Annotated in this window: 15 protein-coding genes; 4 read left to right on the top strand and 11 right to left on the bottom strand. The window is 61.8% G+C overall.

Features of this window, described 5'->3' with window-relative positions; translation table 11 throughout:
- Position 1: 1 nt before the first annotated feature.
- The 7 genes from DVJ77_RS17030 to DVJ77_RS17000 all read right to left on the bottom strand — a co-directional run bounded on the left by DVJ77_RS17030 (position 2) and on the right by DVJ77_RS17000 (position 9,191).
- Positions 2-733, bottom strand: a complete 732-nt coding sequence (locus DVJ77_RS17030; protein ID WP_114846705.1) for an SDR family oxidoreductase — start codon at positions 731-733, stop codon at positions 2-4.
- A 2-nt stretch (positions 734-735) separates the two neighbouring features.
- Positions 736-2,040, bottom strand: a complete 1,305-nt coding sequence (locus DVJ77_RS17025; RefSeq protein ID WP_114846704.1) for an FAD-binding oxidoreductase — start codon at positions 2,038-2,040, stop codon at positions 736-738.
- Positions 2,040-3,476, bottom strand: coding sequence for a UbiA family prenyltransferase (locus tag DVJ77_RS17020; protein ID WP_114846703.1), 1,437 nt, complete (start codon positions 3,474-3,476; stop codon positions 2,040-2,042). Before DVJ77_RS17020 ends, DVJ77_RS17025 begins: the two co-directional genes overlap by 1 nt.
- Positions 3,477-3,642: 166 nt before the next feature.
- Complete coding sequence (locus DVJ77_RS17015; RefSeq protein WP_114846702.1) at positions 3,643-4,587, bottom strand: electron transfer flavoprotein subunit alpha/FixB family protein; 945 nt, start codon at positions 4,585-4,587, stop codon at positions 3,643-3,645.
- A 21-nt stretch (positions 4,588-4,608) separates the two neighbouring features.
- Complete coding sequence (locus DVJ77_RS17010; RefSeq protein WP_114846701.1) at positions 4,609-5,355, bottom strand: electron transfer flavoprotein subunit beta/FixA family protein; 747 nt, start codon at positions 5,353-5,355, stop codon at positions 4,609-4,611.
- 137 nt (positions 5,356-5,492) lie between these two features.
- The gene (locus DVJ77_RS17005) at positions 5,493-7,532 is read right to left on the bottom strand and encodes a glycosyltransferase (RefSeq protein WP_225428053.1); all 2,040 of its coding nucleotides are present in this window, start codon (positions 7,530-7,532) and stop codon (positions 5,493-5,495) included.
- A 60-nt stretch (positions 7,533-7,592) separates the two neighbouring features.
- Positions 7,593-9,191, bottom strand: a complete 1,599-nt coding sequence (locus tag DVJ77_RS17000) for an electron transfer flavoprotein-ubiquinone oxidoreductase (protein ID WP_114846700.1) — start codon at positions 9,189-9,191, stop codon at positions 7,593-7,595.
- 181 nt (positions 9,192-9,372) lie between these two features.
- Here DVJ77_RS17000 and DVJ77_RS16995 point away from each other — a divergent pair, with 181 nt between their 5' ends.
- Together DVJ77_RS16995 and DVJ77_RS16990 are read left to right on the top strand one after the other, a co-directional pair.
- Positions 9,373-10,770 (top strand): amidase, encoded by a 1,398-nt coding sequence (locus DVJ77_RS16995; RefSeq protein WP_114846699.1) that lies wholly within the window; start codon positions 9,373-9,375, stop codon positions 10,768-10,770.
- Positions 10,771-10,801: 31 nt separating this feature from the next.
- Positions 10,802-11,425 (top strand): alpha-ketoglutarate-dependent dioxygenase AlkB family protein, encoded by a 624-nt coding sequence (locus DVJ77_RS16990; RefSeq protein ID WP_114846750.1) that lies wholly within the window; start codon positions 10,802-10,804, stop codon positions 11,423-11,425.
- Here DVJ77_RS16990 and DVJ77_RS16985 read toward each other — a convergent pair.
- The 4 genes from DVJ77_RS16985 to DVJ77_RS16970 are packed head-to-tail and all read right to left on the bottom strand — an operon-like array spanning position 11,422 to position 15,002.
- Positions 11,422-12,057 (bottom strand): ABC-type transport auxiliary lipoprotein family protein, encoded by a 636-nt coding sequence (locus DVJ77_RS16985; protein WP_114846698.1) that lies wholly within the window; start codon positions 12,055-12,057, stop codon positions 11,422-11,424. The genes DVJ77_RS16990 and DVJ77_RS16985 overlap by 4 nt on opposite strands.
- Positions 12,054-12,992 (bottom strand): MlaD family protein, encoded by a 939-nt coding sequence (locus DVJ77_RS16980; RefSeq protein ID WP_114846697.1) that lies wholly within the window; start codon positions 12,990-12,992, stop codon positions 12,054-12,056. The genes DVJ77_RS16985 and DVJ77_RS16980 overlap by 4 nt, the downstream gene beginning before the upstream one ends.
- Position 12,993: 1 nt before the next feature.
- Entirely contained in the window at positions 12,994-13,860 is an 867-nt protein-coding gene (locus DVJ77_RS16975) for an ABC transporter ATP-binding protein (RefSeq protein WP_114846696.1), read from the bottom strand.
- Positions 13,857-15,002 carry an ABC transporter permease gene (locus DVJ77_RS16970; protein WP_114846695.1) on the bottom strand — a complete coding sequence of 382 codons (1,146 nt, stop codon included), beginning with the start codon at positions 15,000-15,002 and terminating at the stop codon, positions 13,857-13,859. Before DVJ77_RS16970 ends, DVJ77_RS16975 begins: the two co-directional genes overlap by 4 nt.
- A gap of 101 nt (positions 15,003-15,103) precedes the next feature.
- Here DVJ77_RS16970 and gcvT point away from each other — a divergent pair, with 101 nt between their 5' ends.
- On the top strand, positions 15,104-16,204 hold the full coding sequence (gcvT, locus tag DVJ77_RS16965; protein ID WP_114846694.1) for a glycine cleavage system aminomethyltransferase GcvT: 1,101 nt from the start codon (positions 15,104-15,106) through the stop codon (positions 16,202-16,204).
- A gap of 98 nt (positions 16,205-16,302) precedes the next feature.
- The gene (gene gcvH, locus DVJ77_RS16960) at positions 16,303-16,698 is read left to right on the top strand and encodes a glycine cleavage system protein GcvH (protein ID WP_114846693.1); all 396 of its coding nucleotides are present in this window, start codon (positions 16,303-16,305) and stop codon (positions 16,696-16,698) included.
- The last annotated feature ends 142 nt before the right edge of the window (positions 16,699-16,840 follow it).

Raw genomic sequence — 16,840 nt, 5'->3', positions numbered from 1 at the left:
ATCAGAGCTTGATCCGGCGGAACACAAATTCGGGAATGTTCTTGATGACCTGCATGATTCCCCACCAGAACCAGGGCAAGTAGGCCACGGCGCGCCGCTTATCGATCGCAGTGACAATGCCGCGCGCGATCTGCTCCGGCTTTGCCCACAACGCGCCCTTCTTGAACGATTGCGTCATCGGCGTGTCGACGAAACCCGGCTTGATGGTGAGCACGTTGACACCGCTTGCGTAGAGGCTTTGGCGCAGGCCGCTGAGGAATACGGTAACGGCCCCTTTCGCGCTGCCGTAAAGATAATTACTGGCGCGGCCGCGGTCGCCGGCAACCGATGAAATCACGGCCAGCGTTGCCGGAGCCTTGAGGCGTGATGCGATCGCGATGGCGAGCATGATGGTCGAAGTGCCGTTGGTCGAGAATTCGCGTAGCGCGGTCTCTACCGAGGTTGCGCAGGCATTCTGGTCTGGCAAGGTGCCATGCGCGATAAGCACGATGTCGATATCGCCGAGCGCTGTCCACGCGGCGGAGATCATGGCGGCATGCTCGTTGTAGTTGTTGACATCCAAGGTGTGTGTTCCGGCGACGCTCGCGCCGCGCACACTGAGGTCGGCAGCCATCGTGCTCAGGCGCGGGGTATCGCGCCCGACGAGGAACAGGGCAGCGCCACGCGAGGCGTAAGCGCGCGCCGTGGCTTCGGCAATGGCCGAGGTGGCGCCGATAATGAGGACTCTCTGCATGCTTACTCCATCACTCGTCGCCAGAAGCCGGACGAGAATCGTGGGTCGATATGGGGCTGGAACTCTTGCCAGCGTGGGAAGGCTTTGCGGAAATGCGCGCCGGACATGCGTGCATCCTTGGCCGGGTAGACGGCGCCGCCTGCCTCGTCAACAACGGCGTCGAGTCGATCCAGCAGCGCGAAAACATTCGGCCCGGTATTGGGAAAATCGAGTGCGAGCGTGGTGCCTGGGCGGGGAAATGACAGCATGCCGCGCGACGGAAGATCGCCAAATTCCTTCAATACCGCCAGGAACGAGCCCATGCCGCTGCGTGCGATTTCATGCAGCAAGGCTGCGATGCCATCGCGTGCATGCGATGGCGGCAGTACGCATTGATGCTGGAGGAACCCGCGTGGACCGTACATGCGGTTCCAATCTCCAATGCCGTCTAGCGGGTAGAAGTAGGGGGCATAGTGCGTCATCGCGCGACGGCGAGGTACACGCTGGCGGTGGTAGTAGAGCCAGTTGAATGGGCGCAGGGTCAGACGATTGACCAGCGACCAGGGGGGCGTGAGCGGCATCCTCAGGGATGACGACGAAGCGACGGGTTTGGCGCCTGGTTCGCCAGGCGCGTGGTCGGCGCGCAGAAAGTGGCCGCGCCCCAGCGACTTTCCACTCGCCAGACAGTCGATCCAGGCGACGGTATATTCGTGGCTGGTTGACGATTCCGCGGATAGCGCGAAGAACTCGTCGAGTGCATTGAAACGAATGGATTCGGTTTCCATCCAGGGGCCGGGTACACGCCTGAGCTGCACCTCTGCCCAGGTAATGACCCCGGTGAGTCCCAGTCCGCCCACCGTGGCTTCGAACAAGCCGTTTGCATCGCCTGGCACGCAGATGATGCGCGAGCCGTCGCTGCGCAACAGCTCGAAGCGGATCACATGATGGCCGAAGGTGCCTAGGCGATGGTGATTCTTGCCGTGTACATCGTTGGCGATGGCACCGCCCACGGTGACATAGCGGGTACCCGGTGTCACCGGCAAGAACCAGCCTTGGGCTAGCGCCAAGTCCAATATCTCGGAGAAGGTAACGCCTGCTTCACAACACAGCAGGCCACTGGCCGGGTCAAACGCAAGATAGCGATCCAGGCCACGCGCATGCAGCAGCGTGCCATCCGGATTGAGGCAGCTATCGCCATAGCTGCGGCCGTTGCCATAGGGCAGTGCCCATCCGTTGAACGCCGGCAATTCGCGTTGCCGGTCGATCAGCGGCACGATCTTCTGCCGCGTTATCGGATAGCGCCCCCAGGACTGGCCGGCCAGGGTCATCAGATTGCGCCCAGCAGCATCAGTCCGCACAAGACGATCACGATCTGGCTGACCCGATCGGTGGCAGCAAACACAACCGGGTCATCGTCCATGCGGCCTCGATGGGCGACGATCCAGGCCCGGCTAATCCAATACAGCAGCAGCGGACAGATCAGCCACAGTACCTTCGGATGGCGGTACAGCGCCAAGCTTTCGGGGCTATTGATGTACAGCGCAAAAACGAGCACGGCTAGATAGCCGCTGGAGGTGCCTAGGGACTGGAGCAGTGGCAGGTCGTCTACCGCGTAGCCGCGGCCACTGGCCTTGGTCTGGCCGTTGGTGAGCATGTTGTCGAGCTCGGCGTAGCGTTTGAGCATCGCCAGGCTGAGAAAGATAAACATCGAAAACGCCAGCAGCCAAAATGACAGTGCCGAACCGATCGCTGCAGCCCCGCCAATGATGCGTACCGTATAGAGCGCCGCCAGCAAGATCACATCGATCATCACTACACGCTTCAGCCGTAAAGAGTAGGCCAGCGTTATGACGTAATAACCGATCAAGACAGCGGTGAAGTTGAGGCTGACCAGCATTGCCAAGGCGAAGCCGGCCAAAGTCAGCACTGGAGCGGCGAACAGGCCATGCAGCAGCGGCAGTCGTCCGGCAGCGAACGGCCGTAGCCGCTTGCGCGGATGCCGGCGATCCGACGGCAGGTCCAAGAGGTCGTTGAGTACGTAAACGCCTGACGCGCAAAGTCCGAAAGCCATGAAGGCGATCAGCGATGCGGTGACAGCCGGTACATCGAAGAAGCGGTGCGAAGCGAGCAGCGGAAGGAATACCAGTAGATTCTTCAGCCATTGATGGACGCGGATCGCCTTGATCCAGGCTTTCAGCGTGCCCTTGGAAGCTGGCAAATGTTCTGCCACTTTGCTTACTCGTGCGGCACGTGCCGCGAGTGCCTGCGATCCATTGACTACCCAGGCGTGTCGCGATCTGGACCAGACCTCCAGATCGATACTCTCGTTGCCGGCGTAATCGAAGCCTCGTTCGCCAAAGCGATCGACTAATGCCTGCGCCTTGCGGCCGCCGGAGAGGTTGAGGCCATCGTCGCTGGCGAGCACCAGGTCGAACACGCCTAAGTGCTCGGAAATATCGTGAGCGAACTTCGTATTGCTCGCGGTGCACAGCACGCGGGGTCTCGCGGTGGTGCCTTCGAGCATCGAGATCAGGCGCTCGTCGTATGGCAGCGTCGTGGGGTCCAGATTGACGCGTGCCGCGATCTCGTGCTTTAGAGCCGCTTTGCCTCTGAGCAGCCACAGCGGTAGCAGGAACAAGTAGAGCGGATTCTTGCTCAGTAGCGCGAGCAGAGACTCGTACAGGATGTCAGACTTCAACAAGGTCCCATCGAGATCGACGCACAGCGCGACGTTATTCGAGTCTGTACTCTCTTTGCGATCCATCACTACCTGTTCCCCTCGCGATCATCGAATGCCGGGCCATTACCGTGCCCAGTGCCCGAGACCTTCATATCGCAAAAGGTCCGGGCACCAACGTTAAGAATACTTCAGGGCGAGCGGGTTCGTAATTTCACGTCTACGAGTAGATGGCCTGAGCAGCGATTCTTGCTCAGGCCAGTGCCTTCTCGAGTTCAGGTAACAGGGCAAACAGATCCCCCACCAGGCCAATATCGGCAATCTCGAAAATCGGCGCCTCGCCGTCTTTGTTGATCGCCACGATGGTGCCGGCGTCTTTGATGCCGGTAAGGTGTTGGATCGCGCCGGAGATGCCGATCGCCATATACAGCTCTGGGGCGATGATCTTGCCGGTCTGGCCGACCTGCAGTTCGTTGGGGACATAGCCGGCATCGACAGCGGCGCGCGAGGCGCCGACCGCCGCGCCGATCTTGTCCGCGAATTTGTAGATGATCTCGAAGTTTTCCTTCGAACCCACACCACGGCCGCCAGAGACGACTTTGCTCGCGCTCTGCAGGTCCGGTCGATCGCTCTTGCCTTGCTGGAGGGCAACGAAGCGGGTGTGCGAAGGCAAGGCGACGTCGATGTCGAGTGCCTCGATCGCCGCGCTATTGGCGCCGCTGATCGCCGCCGGCCAGGAAGCCGTGCGGATCGTGGCGACAATGACGTGGCTGGCATCGGCCTCGACGGTGATGATGGCATTGCCGGCATAGATCGGCCGCTTGAAGCTGTGGCTCGACTCGACGCTCATCACATCGCTGACCTGGGCGACGCCAAGCAGGGCGGCGACGCGCGGAGCGATGTCCTTGCCGAAGGTGGTTGAAGGTGCGAACACGTGGCTGTAGCCGGCGGCCGCCTTAGCAATCTGCGGTGCAAGTACAGCGGCCAGCGGGTGCGCGTTCTCCGGCTTGGCAATGGTGAGGACGCGATTTACGCCATTGATCTTTGCGGCTTCAGCGGCGATGGCATCGACTGCATCGGCCAGTACCAGCACATCGATCGCTTCGGCCTTTACCGCGGCGGCGGCACTGATGGCGCGTGCGGTGGAAGGGTTGAGTTTGCCGCCCAGATGTTCGGCGATGACCAGAATTTTGCTCATGTATATCTCCTGGTGGGCTGCTTAAAGCAGCCCCTTCTGCTTCAGCGCCGCGACCAATTCGGCCGCATCCTTGACCATCACGCCTTTGCTGCGCTTGGCGGGCGCCGCGTAATGGGTGGTCTTGAGATGGTCGTTGGACTCAACGCCCAGTGATGCGAATTCGATGCTGTCGATCGGCTTGGACTTGGCTTTCATGATGTCCGGCAGCTTGATGAAGCGCGGTTCGTTGAGGCGTAGGTCGGAGGTGATGACGGCGGGCAGGTCTGCTTCGATGACTTCGAGGCCGGCGTCGACTTCACGGGTTACCGTCACCTTGCCATCCGCGATTTCGACCTTGCTGGCGAACGTAGCCTGTGGGCGGTCCCACAGCGCGGCGAGCATCTGGCCGGTCTGATTGGCATCGTCGTCAATGGCCTGCTTGCCGAGAATGACCAGGCCGGGCTGCTCTTTCTCGATCAGTTTCAGGAATACGCGAGCTGCGGTCAGCGGCTGCACCGTCTCGGCGGTCACCACGTGGATGGCACGGTTGGCGCCCATCGCCAGGCCGTTGCGTAGATGAGGGGTCAGATCGGCAGGGCCAATACCTACCAGCACTACTTCCTCGGCGACACCCTTCTCACGCAAGCGCAATGCTTCTTCGAGCGCAATGTCGTCGAACGGATTGGCGGAAAGCTTTACGCCGTCGGTCACCACGCCAGTACCGTCGGGCTTGACCTGAATACGGACGTTGTAGTCTACGACGCGCTTGTAGCCGACCAGAATCTTCATCTGCGGTTCCTTCTACCGGGCGCCAGTGGCGCGCGAGGGATTATGAGGCAAACGCCTATTCTAGCTGATGGCCCATCCGGGCACGAATGGTGTGGCTGGAATGGCTTAACGGGTCGTGGCAGCCGGCGCGACGGCGGTCAATCCAGCACACGCCGCAGGGTGGCTGTCGCGGCCGCCGAAGAGAAGTGCTTGCGCACATTGTCCAGGCCGTGATTAGAGAGCGCCCCCCATAGTGGTTCATCTTGATATAGACGAAGCACTGCCGCGACGAAGGCGCCGGCATCATCGGCCACCAAGACGCTGTCGCCGTCGTTCAGATGCATGCCTTCGACTGCGATGGAAGTGGCGATGACGGGTACGCCGTAGCTCATCGCCATATTGATTTTCCCCTTGACCCCCGCGCCAAAACGCAAGGGCGCTACCGAAGCCAGGCAACCATCCAGCCAGGGCGCCAGATCAGCTACGCGCCCGTGAAGTTGCAAGCCGGGGGTGACCAGGCTTGGTCGAACCGTGTCGGGCAGGTCGCCCAATATATGTAGCTGAATATCCGGTATGGCTTCACGCAGGCGCGGCAGGATGTCCGAAGCTATCCAGCGGATTGCGTCAGCGTTCGGCGGATGGCCGTAGCCACCGATGAAGACAAGATCCTTGCGCCCGCTATAGGGACGTCCACGACCATGAATGTCGTGAATATTGGACAGCAGCTCCACCCGCGAATGCGGTAGCTCGGCAACGAGCAAGGCCTGCTCGTGCGGACTGACCACGAAGGTGACGTCGCATTGCTCGATTAACGCCAATTCACTACGCCGCGAGGCTTGCGCCTGTCGAGCCATGGCTGCGTTGTCATTCAGTTCGGCGGCACGCTGCTCGCGCAGAAAGTGCAGGTCGACCGTATCGAACAGTAATTTCGCTTGTGGTGCGTATCGACGCACAACCCTGGTGTACTGGCCGGCCACGGTGTGCCGGCTCAGGATCACTGCCTGAAGCTCGTGTCCGTGTTCGCGCAGCCATTCGGGGAGATCCGATACCCAGGGGCGGCATAACACTTCGATGCCAAGTGCGCCGAGCGAGCGGATTTCAGCATCGCTGGCACGACCATCATCCGGCAGGAAGCATGTGTTCCAACCCTCTTCGACAAGCAAATGCAGGATGGTGCACAGGCGCAGCGAGCCGGAGTCGCGTGTGGGGTCGGGTGTCATGCTGTCGACGACCAATACACGCCCGCGCGATCGCCAGCGCAAGGCGCGGTCAATCATTGTTCCCGTGGGGGGCTGCGTGTGCAAAACGGTCGCCCATTTTTCGGCGAACTTCTGTTGATTGATCGCCTGATGGCGCTTGACGCCGCGAGTCAGATCCGTGCCGGAGCTGATGCCTTCGCAGTGAATCACCGTACTGGCGGGTTCGTAATAAACGCGGTGTCCCGCCTGGCGTACGGCAAAGGCGAGGTCGGTGTCCTCGTAATAGGCCGGCATGTAAAGGGTATCGAAGCCGCCGATTTGCCGGAACAGCTCACGCCGTATCATTAACGCGGCGCCGCTGACGTAATCGACCTCGCGCCGATAGCGGTAAGCAGGCTTATCGCGGTGTTCAAAACGTCCGGTGTTCCAACAGTTGCCGTCGGCAAATACCAGGCCACCGGCCTCTTGCAGGCGACCGTCGGGATAGATCAGGCGGCTGCCGGCGATGCCGCAGTCAGGGCGTTCGGCAAAGCACTGCAGCAGGCCGTCCAACCAGTTTGGGGTGACTTGCGTATCGTTATTGAGAAACAGCAGATATTCGCCTCGCGCCGCATCGGCGCCGGCATTGCAACTGCCGATAAAGCCGAGATTGTGTTCGTTGCGAAGCAGTTGCAGGCCATCGATCTGCGCGAGTACGTCGGCGCTGTTGTCCGGCGAGGCATCGTCCACCACCAGGACTTCAAATGCGGCTTGGGCGCCGTGACGTTGCAGCGAGCGCAGGCAAGCGACGGTGTACTCAAGCTTGCCGTAAACCGGGATGATTACCGAGACCAGTGGCCGATCGGCAGTTGGCAGGGCAAACGGCGAAAACGGAAGATCCAGGGCTTCTAAGGTTAGTGTGTCATCGACCGCCGGGCGGTGCTCGAATTCTTGTTTTACCCGGGCCATCGTGCCTTGCCAGCCGCGCAAGGCGATGCTGCCGCGCAGGCGTTGCAGCAAATAGTTAAGGCGCTTCCACCGCCACTGGAGTTTCGCGATCAGCGGGGGATCCTCATGCGATTACAAGTTCTGATAATTCGGCCCCGAGCCGCCTTCCGGGGTGACCCAGTCGATGATCTGGTAGGGATCTTTGATGTCGCAGGTTTTGCAGTGAACGCAGTTGGCGGCATTGATTTGCAGGCGTTTGCCGGCCGCATCGTCGACTATTTCGTAGACGCTGGCGGGGCAGAAGCGGGTGCAGGGGTTGCCGTACTCTTCGGCGCATTGGGTGACGCAAATGGTGGTGTCGGCTACGCGCAGATGAACGGGTTGGTCTTCATCGTGCTCGGTGGCGGCGAAGTACACACCGGCGAGGCGGTCGCGCGGTGCCAGGTCGCGCTGTACGTAATCGCGTTTGGGTTCTTCGGATTCACCGAGCTTGTGCAGCGATGACCAGTCGGCTTTGTTCTTCAGCGTCCACGGTGAGGCGCCGTTGGTGACGGTTTCCCAGGCGGCATTGAGCATGCCGAACCACAAGCCTTTTTTGAACGCCGGTTTGATGTTGCGTACTTTCTTTAGCTCGGCCATGACATCGGAGCTGCGCAGTTTTGCGTCGAAGCCAGCCGGATCGAGATTCACGGCGAGGTGTTCGGCCGCGAGCATGCCGCTCTTGATCGCCTGGTGGGTGCCTTTGATCTTTGGCACGTTGAGCAGGCCGGCGGTGTCGCCGATCAGCAAGGCGCCAGGCATCTCCACGTTGGGCAGCGACTGGTAGCCGCCGGTGACAATCGCTCGGGCGCCGGCCGAGAGCACGGTGCCGCCCTCAAGCAGCGATTTGACCATGGGGTGGTTCTTCCATTGTTGGAAGGCCTCCCATGGCTGGTAGTTGGGGTCGCTGTAGTCCAGTCCGCTGACGTAGCCGAGCGCAATGCGGTCCTTATCCAGGTGATAGAGGAAGCTGCCGCCATAGGTATGGTTGTCGGCCGGCCAGCCGAAGCTATGCACGATCTTGCCTGGCGTTACGCGGCCGGCCGGTACTTGCCACAGCTCTTTAATGCCGATCGAGTAGCCCTGCGGGTCGCTGTCTCTGTCCAGCTCAAAGCGTTTGATTAGCTGCTTGCTGAGGTGGCCGCGTGCACCTTCGGCAAGCACGGTGACCTTGGCCTTGATATCGATGCCCTGGGTGTAACCGGGCTTATGCGTGCCGTCTTTCGCTACGCCCATGTCGCCAATGCGTACACCGGCAACGGAGCCGTCTTCGTTGAAGATGCTCTCGGCGGCGGCGAAGCCGGGAAATACGTCCACGCCAAGGGCCTCGGCCTGTGGGGCCAGCCAGGCGCACATCGCACCCAGCGAAACAATGAAGTTGCCACGGTTGTGCATGCCCGGCGGCACCGGCAATTTGCGTCCGCCGGTTTTGCTGAGCAGCCAGAACTCGTCCTCGCCAGCGGCAATGCAGATGGGCGGCGGGTTGTCGCGCCAGCCGGGCAGCAGGGCATCCAGCGGCTGCGGCTCGATTACCGCGCCGGAGAGAATCTGCGCACCGATGGTCGAGGCTTTCTCGATCACGCAGACGGTGACGGCGGGCTTGAGCTGCTTGAGGCGGATCGCGAACGACAGGCCGGCCGGGCCGGCGCCGACGACGATCACGTCATATTCCATCGTTTCGCGTTCGCTCATGGCGGGCTTTATCTCGGCTGGCAGTGGCGGGGCGCATCGACCGCTTTGGGTGCGGTGGATATTCGGATCAGGCGGGCATTGTCCGGTTTCGCGCGCCGTGCGGCAACGCGTGTTGCGTCACGGCTTGCAATCGCTTTGCGCCAGCCGGCGATAATCGGGCCAAGTCCGCAGGGAAGTCGCTATGAATTTTACGCCGCCGATGGCCGATCTCGATCTTCGCCGCGCCACGCTATGCCAGCTACTGCACTGGCTGGCGATCGGTCGAGTGCAGCCGCAACCCTTGGCCGAGGCCTACCAAAACGCGATCGAGCGCATCAATCCGCGACTCAATGCTTATGTGAGCCTGACCCCCGCATTGATGCAGGAACAGGCCGCCGCTGCCCAACACCGACGCCGTGATGGCGTGATCGGTCGTCTCGACGGTATTCCGCTGGCCTTGAAGGACAATTTCGATGTCGCCGGCTGGGCGACCCGTACCGGCTTGCCTGGCCGCAAGCCGCCGGCGCAAGAAGACGCGCATGTGGTGGCGAGGCTTCGTGCTTCCGGCGCGGTGTTGATCGGTAAGACGCAGATGGACGAGGGCGCGCTCGGCGCGGCCACCGATAATCCGCATTATGGGCCGACGCATAACCCGCACCGCCATGGCTATAGCGCAGGCGGCTCTTCCGGCGGTGCGGCTGCGGCCGTGGCGGCAGGGTTGGCCGTGGTCGCGGTGGGCTCCGATAGCCTGGGTTCGATCCGAATTCCGGCCAGTTACTCCGGGGTGTATGCGCTCAAGCCTACGCATGGCGAGATTTCCGCCCGTGGCATGACCCCGGCGGCGCGCCGGCTGGATGCGGTGGGGCTGCTTGCACGCAGCGTGGACGACCTGACAGTACTGCTGCAGGTACTGGCGGGCTATGACGCCGACGACGCGCGCTCGCGCCGGCGCCGTGTTGCGTTATCGCCACCGGATTGGGAGCCGGGCCATTTGCGTGCTGGTCTGTTGCCTGACCTGGCTGCCGTGGGGGTGGAGCCTGAAGTCATCGAGGTGTTCGAGGCTGCGCTGGCCAAGTTGCCGCGTGAGCTGGGTGAGCGGCGCACGGTAGATTTCTCTGACTGGAACTTTGCGCGTACCCGTCGTGCCGGTTTGCTTTTGATGGAGTCGGAGATGCTCAGTACCTTCGCCGAAGACCTGGCCGATACCGAACACCCCGTTTCGGCCCATTTCCGGGAGATGCTGAACTACGCCGCCCGCAAGAGCGCGGCGGACTACGCCGTGGCCGATCGCGTGCTCGACGCGGCAACCTTGAAGATGCGCCGGCTATTCGCCCAGGTCGATGTGCTGGTCATGCCAACGACCCCGCAGGGGGCCTTCCCGCTGGGCGGCAATGCCCCCGATTCACAGGCGGACCTGACCAGTTTTGCCAGCCTGGCCGGTTGCCCGGCAGTGAGCATTCCCATGGGTACGCTGCGCAATGGCATGCCGATAGGTCTGCAGTTGGTGGGTGCGCGTGGCTCGGACCTGCGCTTGCTGGAGCTGGCTGCGGTTTGCGCGGCGACGCTGGATGCCGAACCAGCGTATCCGGTGATCGCCTGATGGCGGGTGAGGTGTGAGCCTGTTTGGCGACATGCAAGGGCAGGTGTTGCAGGTCATTGCTCTGCCGGGTGCTGAATTGCAGTTGGCCGCGCATTGGCTGGACGGGGCCGAAGCGGATGCGTTGCTGGCAGAGCTGCAAGGATCGATCCCGTGGGAAATCCATCGCATTCGCATGTTTGGCCGCGAGGTCGATTCGCCGCGATTGAGCTGTTGGATCGGTGACCCTGGCACGGGCTATACCTATTCGCGCACGCGCTTCGAACCGAATCCCTGGCCGCCGCTGATGGCATCGCTGCGGGCGCGTGTGGAGACCGCCTGCGCAGCACGCTTTAATAGTGTGTTGGCTAATCTCTATCGTGACGGCCGCGATTCGATGGGCTGGCATAGCGACAATGAGCCTGAGTTGGGTGCCCGACCGGTGATCGCCTCACTGAGTCTCGGCGCGGTGCGTACTTTTCGTTTGCGTCCGCGTGCTGCTGTGGCGGGTCGACGCGAGGTGCGTGCGCTGGAACTGCCGCACGGCAGCTTGCTATGCATGGGCGGCGATACCCAGCGGCTCTATCAGCACGACTTGCCAAAGGTTCACGCGGCGATCGGTGCGCGAATCAACCTGACCTTTCGTTACGTGCACTCAACGGAACAGGCTCTCAGCTAGCGGCGAACCTCAGCGGTAGCGGTCTCGCGCTGCTGGATCGTCCATTGCACTATTTGCGCCGTCAATGTGTCGCAGGCTTTGCCAAAGGCGCTGACCACTTGCGGCACGGCGCGGTTGCCGACCGGTTCGCTGATCTCAAAGCTACGCGCGGCGAGGATACGCATGCCGTTAGTACGCACCAGTCGCGCGTCATAGCGAATGACGATCACCGGCTGACCGTCGCGGTACTCGGATTGGAAAGCGCGCAGGTCGCCGGTGAGGGTGTAGTCCGCCTGCAGGTTGGCGTCATCGCTGCTGAGCGCGGCGATGCGGCCGTCATCATGGAATGCATCGAGCAGGCGGTTGCGCAGCAATGTAGGTGCCCGGTCGCTCCAGCGCGCGCCTTGATAGACGCTTATCACGTCACCCTGCGGCAGCACGGCGATGCGTGGGCTATCGAGCATGTGCTCCGCTTGGGGGGTGTCGATGCGCAGCGACCAGGGCAGCGGCTTGGCCGGGTTTGGCGACAAATGCGTGACCGGCAATCGATAAATATCCGGCGATTCGGCCTTGGGTAGTACCGAGCAAGCTGCGAGGGCGGCGACGGCGGCGATCGCGGCCATGCGCGACAGTGCGCAAATGACAAACTTCATGGCACGAACTCCTTGCTGCGGTCACGGCCAAGCAGAAAGCCGGCCGGGTTATCGTCAAAGCGGCGTGAAATGCCGCGCAGCGAGCCGGCCGCGTCACGCAGCTCACGCACCGCCGGGCCGATTTCGCCCAATCCCTGCATGCCGCCGTTGATCGCATCGCGGTTGTCGTTGAGCAAGTGATCGATGCTGGCGGTAGCTCGCTCCAGCGAGGCCATTGCATTCTTGGCGCTGTCCAGCGTGCTGCGCGCTTGATTGTTGATAAGGCCGTTGGCACTGCCGGCGAGCTGCTCGGTTTGCGCGAGAGTGGCATTCGCCTGCTTGCTGGCCTGAGCTAGCTGTTGCAGCAGTTGGCGCATGTCCTCGCGCTGGTCGGCAATGACGCCGGTGGCTTTGTCCAGGTGATCGAGCGTGCGGTCGATGCGGCTTACATTTTCCGGCGACAGCAACTGGCTGGCGCGCGCCACGACTTCATTGATGTTGGTCATCAGGTCCTCGCCGTTGGCGAGCAGGCGATTCAATGGCGATGGATCGGCAACAATCACCGGGATGCCTCCATCGGGAGCGGTGAGCGGTGCGCTGCCCGGTGAGCCGCCGCTGAGTTGGATGATCGCCATGCCGGTGACGCCGGTCAGCGCGAGCTTGGCATGCGTGTCCTGGCGCACGGGGGTATCGCCACCCAGGCGAATACGGGCCAGGACGCGCCGAGGATCTTTGGGGTCGAGCTTGAGCTGAGTCACGTCACCGACCTTGATGCCGTTGTATTGCACCGTGCCACCCTGTGAGAGGCCGGTGACGGCCTCGTTAAAGATGATGTCGTATTCGCTGAATTGACGGTCCGCGCTGGATTTGGCCAGCCATAGGCCGAACAACAGGGCCGCAGCCACCACGATCACCGTGAACAGGCCGATCAGCACGTAATGGGCGCGTGTTTCCATGTCACTTCACCTCGGGCGGTATTTGGTCCGCCGGTTGCTTGGATGCCGGTTGCTTATATGTCTGCTGATGATCGGCCTGGTCTTGATGGGCTTGCTCGGCTGCACGGCCGCGGGGGCCGTGGAAATAAGACTGTACCCACGGATCGTCGGTTTGCGCGACGACATCAAGCCGGTCCACGACCAGTACCTTTTTTTGCGATAGCACCGCGACCCGGTCACAGGCGGTATAGATAGTGTCCAGATCGTGGGTAACCAGAAATACGGTAAGCCCAAGTGCGTCGCGCAGGGTCAGAATCAACTGGTCGAATGCCGCCGCGCTGATCGGATCGAGTCCGGCGGTCGGTTCATCGAGAAACAAAATCTCCGGGTCCAGCGCCAATGCACGCGCCAGTGCCGCGCGCTTGACCATGCCGCCGGAAAGCTGCGACGGGTATTTGCGCTCGGTGCCCATCGGCAACCCGGCCAGCGCCAGCTTCACGCCGGCAAGTCGTTCCGCATCCGCCCGCTTGAGGCCGGCGTGTTCGATCAGCGGCATGGCAATGTTCTCGGCGACGTTTTGCGAGGAGAACAACGCACCGTTCTGGAACAGCACGCCAAAGCGCCGCTCGACGCGTGAGCGCTGCGCCTGCGACAGGCTGAGCAAATCCTCGCCAAATACGTGAACGCGCCCTGCGGTGGGGCGCTGCAGGCCGACGATCGTGCGCAGCAAAACCGATTTGCCGGTACCCGAGCCGCCGACCACGCCGAGGATCTCGCCGCGCCGCACATCAAGGTCCAGATGCTCGTGCACGGCTTGTGAACCGAAGCGATTGGTCAGGTCGCGTACCTGGATCACGGCTTCGGGTGCTTGAGCGGCGACGGCGTTCACCAGCCTATCTCCATAAAGAACAATGCGGCGAGCGCATCGATCAGGATCACCACAAAGATCGACTGCACGACGCTAGAGGTGGTGTGTTCGCCGACCGATTGCGCACTGCCGCCGACCTTGAAGCCTTCCAGGCAGCCGATGACCGCGATCAGAAAAGCGAAGATCGGCGCCTTGACCAGGCCCACCAGGAAATGACGCACGCCGATATCGGACTTCAGCAGGTTGAGGAACATCGCCGGGGAGATATCCAGCACCAGCGCGCAAACCATGCCGCCACCGACGATGCCGGCGATCATGGCGATAAAGGTCAGCATTGGCAGCGACACCAATAAGGCCAGCACGCGGGGTAACACCAGCAATTCGATCGGGTCCAGGCCGAGCGTGCGGATCGCGTCGATTTCTTCGTTCGCCTTCATCGAGCCGATCTGTGCGGTAAATGCGCTGGCGGTGCGACCAGCCATCAGGATCGCCGTCAGGAGTACGCCGAACTCGCGCAGAAAGGAGAACGCGACCAGATCGACGGTATACACCGTGGCGCCGAAGTCGGATAACACCGTCGAGCCAAGAAAGGCCACCACCGCACCGACCATAAAGGTCAGCAAGGCGACGATCGGTACCGCATCAAGGCCGGTTTGTTCGATATGAGAGACCAGTGAGGTGATGCGCCAGCGACGTGGGCGCAGCACGCTTCGTGCCAGTGTTTCCAGGGTCAGGCCGATGAAGCCAAGCAATTGGAGCTGCTGCTTCCACACGCTCTCGACGGTTCGCCCGATGCGAGCCAGCAATACCGTCACGCTGGATGGCCGGACGGGCTTGGGCGGGAGGCAGTAAGTGTCTAGTGCGAGACCGACGGTTTGCAGCAAGGCACGTTGCGCGGCCGGCAGGTCGGGCGCTGCACCTGCCAGGGCGCTCAATCGCTTGGCGCCGAGCAGACGCACTAATAAGGAGGCGCCGGCGGTATCCAATGCACCGAGTCGGGCGAGATCGATGCTGACGTCACTACCGAGTGAGGCAGCCAATGAGGCGATCGAGTGTTCGAGTTCGATGTAATGCGCCAGCGTCCAGTCGCCCGCGATACGCAAGCATGGCGGCTGGGTGTGGGCATCGAGTTGTGCACTTCCTGCCACCATCGATGTGCTCATGCGAGGGATCTTAATGTACTTGTGGGTTCTGTAGCGCGGCACGGCTTGGATTGCGTGATGCGGCCGGTGATAATCAAGAACTTTCCCCAAGGTCCGCCGCGATGACTGAGAAGACCGTACTCAATGCCACCCACCGTGCGCTCGGCGCACGCATGGTTGATTTCGGCGGCTGGGACATGCCGATCAACTATGGCTCGCAGATCGAAGAGCATCATGCGGTGCGCCGCGATGCAGGCATGTTCGATGTCTCGCATATGACCGTGATCGACCTGCATGGGGCGCGTACGCGTGAGTTTCTGCGTCATCTGCTGGCCAACAGCGTCGACAAGCTGAAGGTACAGGGCAAGGCGCTGTACTCATGCATGCTCAACGAAAACGGCGGGGTGATCGACGATCTGATCGTGTACCTCTTCGACGAGCAGCATTTCCGTCTGGTGGTAAATGCCGGTACCCGCGCCAAAGATTTGGCGTGGATCGAACGACAGGCCAAGACCTTTGATGTTGAGGTCAAAGAGCGTCCCGAATTCGCGATGATCGCGGTGCAAGGCCCGAATGCGCGCGCCAAGGTGCTTGGTCTGCTGCATGAGGTGGATCGCGCCCGCATCGAGAAGCTTGGCAAGTTCGCCGCCGCCGCCGCGCAGGGGCCGCACGGCATGCCGCTATTCATTGCGCGCACGGGTTACACCGGTGAAGACGGCTTCGAGATCATCCTGCCGGCCGAGCATGCAGTGGCATGGTGGGAGGCATTGGCCGCCGCCGGTGTCGCGCCGGCTGGCTTGGGCGCGCGCGACACCTTGCGTCTGGAGGCCGGCATGAACCTCTATGGTCAGGATATGGACGAGACCGTCTCGCCGTGGGAGGCCAATCTCGGCTGGACCATCGCATTGGACGAAGGCCGCAACTTCATCGGTCGCGCCGCGCTGGAAAAGCAGAAGGCCGAAGGCGTGAAGCGTGTCATGGTCGGCTTGGTGCTGGACGAGAAAGGTGTGCTTCGCCACGAGCAGAAGGTGCTTACCGCGAACGGCGAGGGCGAGATCTTGTCTGGAAGCTTTGCCCCCACGCTGAATAAGGCGGTAGCGTTCGCACGCATTCCGGCCGGCGAGCCGGGCGATGTGCGGGTGGACATCCGTGGCCGTGAGGTGCCGGTGCGGGTGGTGAAGTACCCGTTCGTGCGCGACGGCAAGCCGCAAGAAGGTATCTAACCGGCCGCGGCGGCCGGGATGGCGCCGTCAGCCTACTCAAGTACAATTTGCCGTCACTTATCGGCATCCCTCGAACGTCTACCCCCAGGAGCCCTAGCATGAGCGAGATCCCCGGCGATCTGAAATTCAACAAATCCCACGAATGGGCCCGTGTCGAAGACGACGGCAACATTCGTGTAGGTATCTCCGATCACGCACAGAGTGCTCTGGGTGATCTGGTTTACGTCGAGCTGCCGGAGATCGGCGCCAACGTGCAGGCTGGCCATGGCGTGGCCGTGGTGGAGTCGGTCAAGGCGGCTTCCGACATCTACTCGCCGATCTCCGGTGAGGTCCTGGCGGTCAACGAGCTGCTCAACGACAGCCCCGAGACCATCAATGAGGACGCCTACGAGGCTGGCTGGATCTTCCTGGTCAAGCCAAGCAACAAGGCTGAGATGGACGAGCTGCTCGATGCAGATGCTTATGCCGAATTGATCGAAAACGAAGATCACTAAGCGTCCCGATAAGACGCTGATGCTCGTCAACGGCCGCTTTTGCGGCCGTTGACGTTTCCGAGGAACGGCGCGACTCAGCGCATGCACACCCTGGCGACGGCACGCCGAGATAACACCGTCGAGGCGGTTCGATAGTGTGATG

It is taken from the genome of Dyella tabacisoli (assembly GCF_003350925.1).
Taxonomy (GTDB): Bacteria; Pseudomonadota; Gammaproteobacteria; order Xanthomonadales; family Rhodanobacteraceae; genus Dyella_C; species Dyella_C tabacisoli.
The sequence above is the reverse complement of the archived record's forward strand: the minus strand, read 5'-3'. Positions and strand labels throughout refer to the sequence as shown.

What these genes read in the sequence shown, in the direction of transcription:
- DVJ77_RS17030 (WP_114846705.1), bottom strand. Translation starts at nt 733, where the DNA reads ATGCAGAGAGTCCTCATTATCGGCGCCACCTCGGCCATTGCCGAAGCC.
- DVJ77_RS17025 (WP_114846704.1), bottom strand. Translation starts at nt 2,040, where the DNA reads ATGACCCTGGCCGGCCAGTCCTGGGGGCGCTATCCGATAACGCGGCAG.
- DVJ77_RS17020 (WP_114846703.1), bottom strand. Translation starts at nt 3,476, where the DNA reads ATGGATCGCAAAGAGAGTACAGACTCGAATAACGTCGCGCTGTGCGTC.
- DVJ77_RS17015 (WP_114846702.1), bottom strand. Translation starts at nt 4,587, where the DNA reads ATGAGCAAAATTCTGGTCATCGCCGAACATCTGGGCGGCAAACTCAAC.
- DVJ77_RS17010 (WP_114846701.1), bottom strand. Translation starts at nt 5,355, where the DNA reads ATGAAGATTCTGGTCGGCTACAAGCGCGTCGTAGACTACAACGTCCGT.
- DVJ77_RS17000 (WP_114846700.1), bottom strand. Translation starts at nt 9,191, where the DNA reads ATGAGCGAACGCGAAACGATGGAATATGACGTGATCGTCGTCGGCGCC.
- DVJ77_RS16995 (WP_114846699.1), top strand. Translation starts at nt 9,373, where the DNA reads ATGAATTTTACGCCGCCGATGGCCGATCTCGATCTTCGCCGCGCCACG.
- DVJ77_RS16990 (WP_114846750.1), top strand. Translation starts at nt 10,802, where the DNA reads ATGCAAGGGCAGGTGTTGCAGGTCATTGCTCTGCCGGGTGCTGAATTG.
- DVJ77_RS16985 (WP_114846698.1), bottom strand. Translation starts at nt 12,057, where the DNA reads ATGAAGTTTGTCATTTGCGCACTGTCGCGCATGGCCGCGATCGCCGCC.
- DVJ77_RS16980 (WP_114846697.1), bottom strand. Translation starts at nt 12,992, where the DNA reads ATGGAAACACGCGCCCATTACGTGCTGATCGGCCTGTTCACGGTGATC.
- DVJ77_RS16970 (WP_114846695.1), bottom strand. Translation starts at nt 15,002, where the DNA reads ATGAGCACATCGATGGTGGCAGGAAGTGCACAACTCGATGCCCACACC.
- gcvT (WP_114846694.1), top strand. Translation starts at nt 15,104, where the DNA reads ATGACTGAGAAGACCGTACTCAATGCCACCCACCGTGCGCTCGGCGCA.
- gcvH (WP_114846693.1), top strand. Translation starts at nt 16,303, where the DNA reads ATGAGCGAGATCCCCGGCGATCTGAAATTCAACAAATCCCACGAATGG.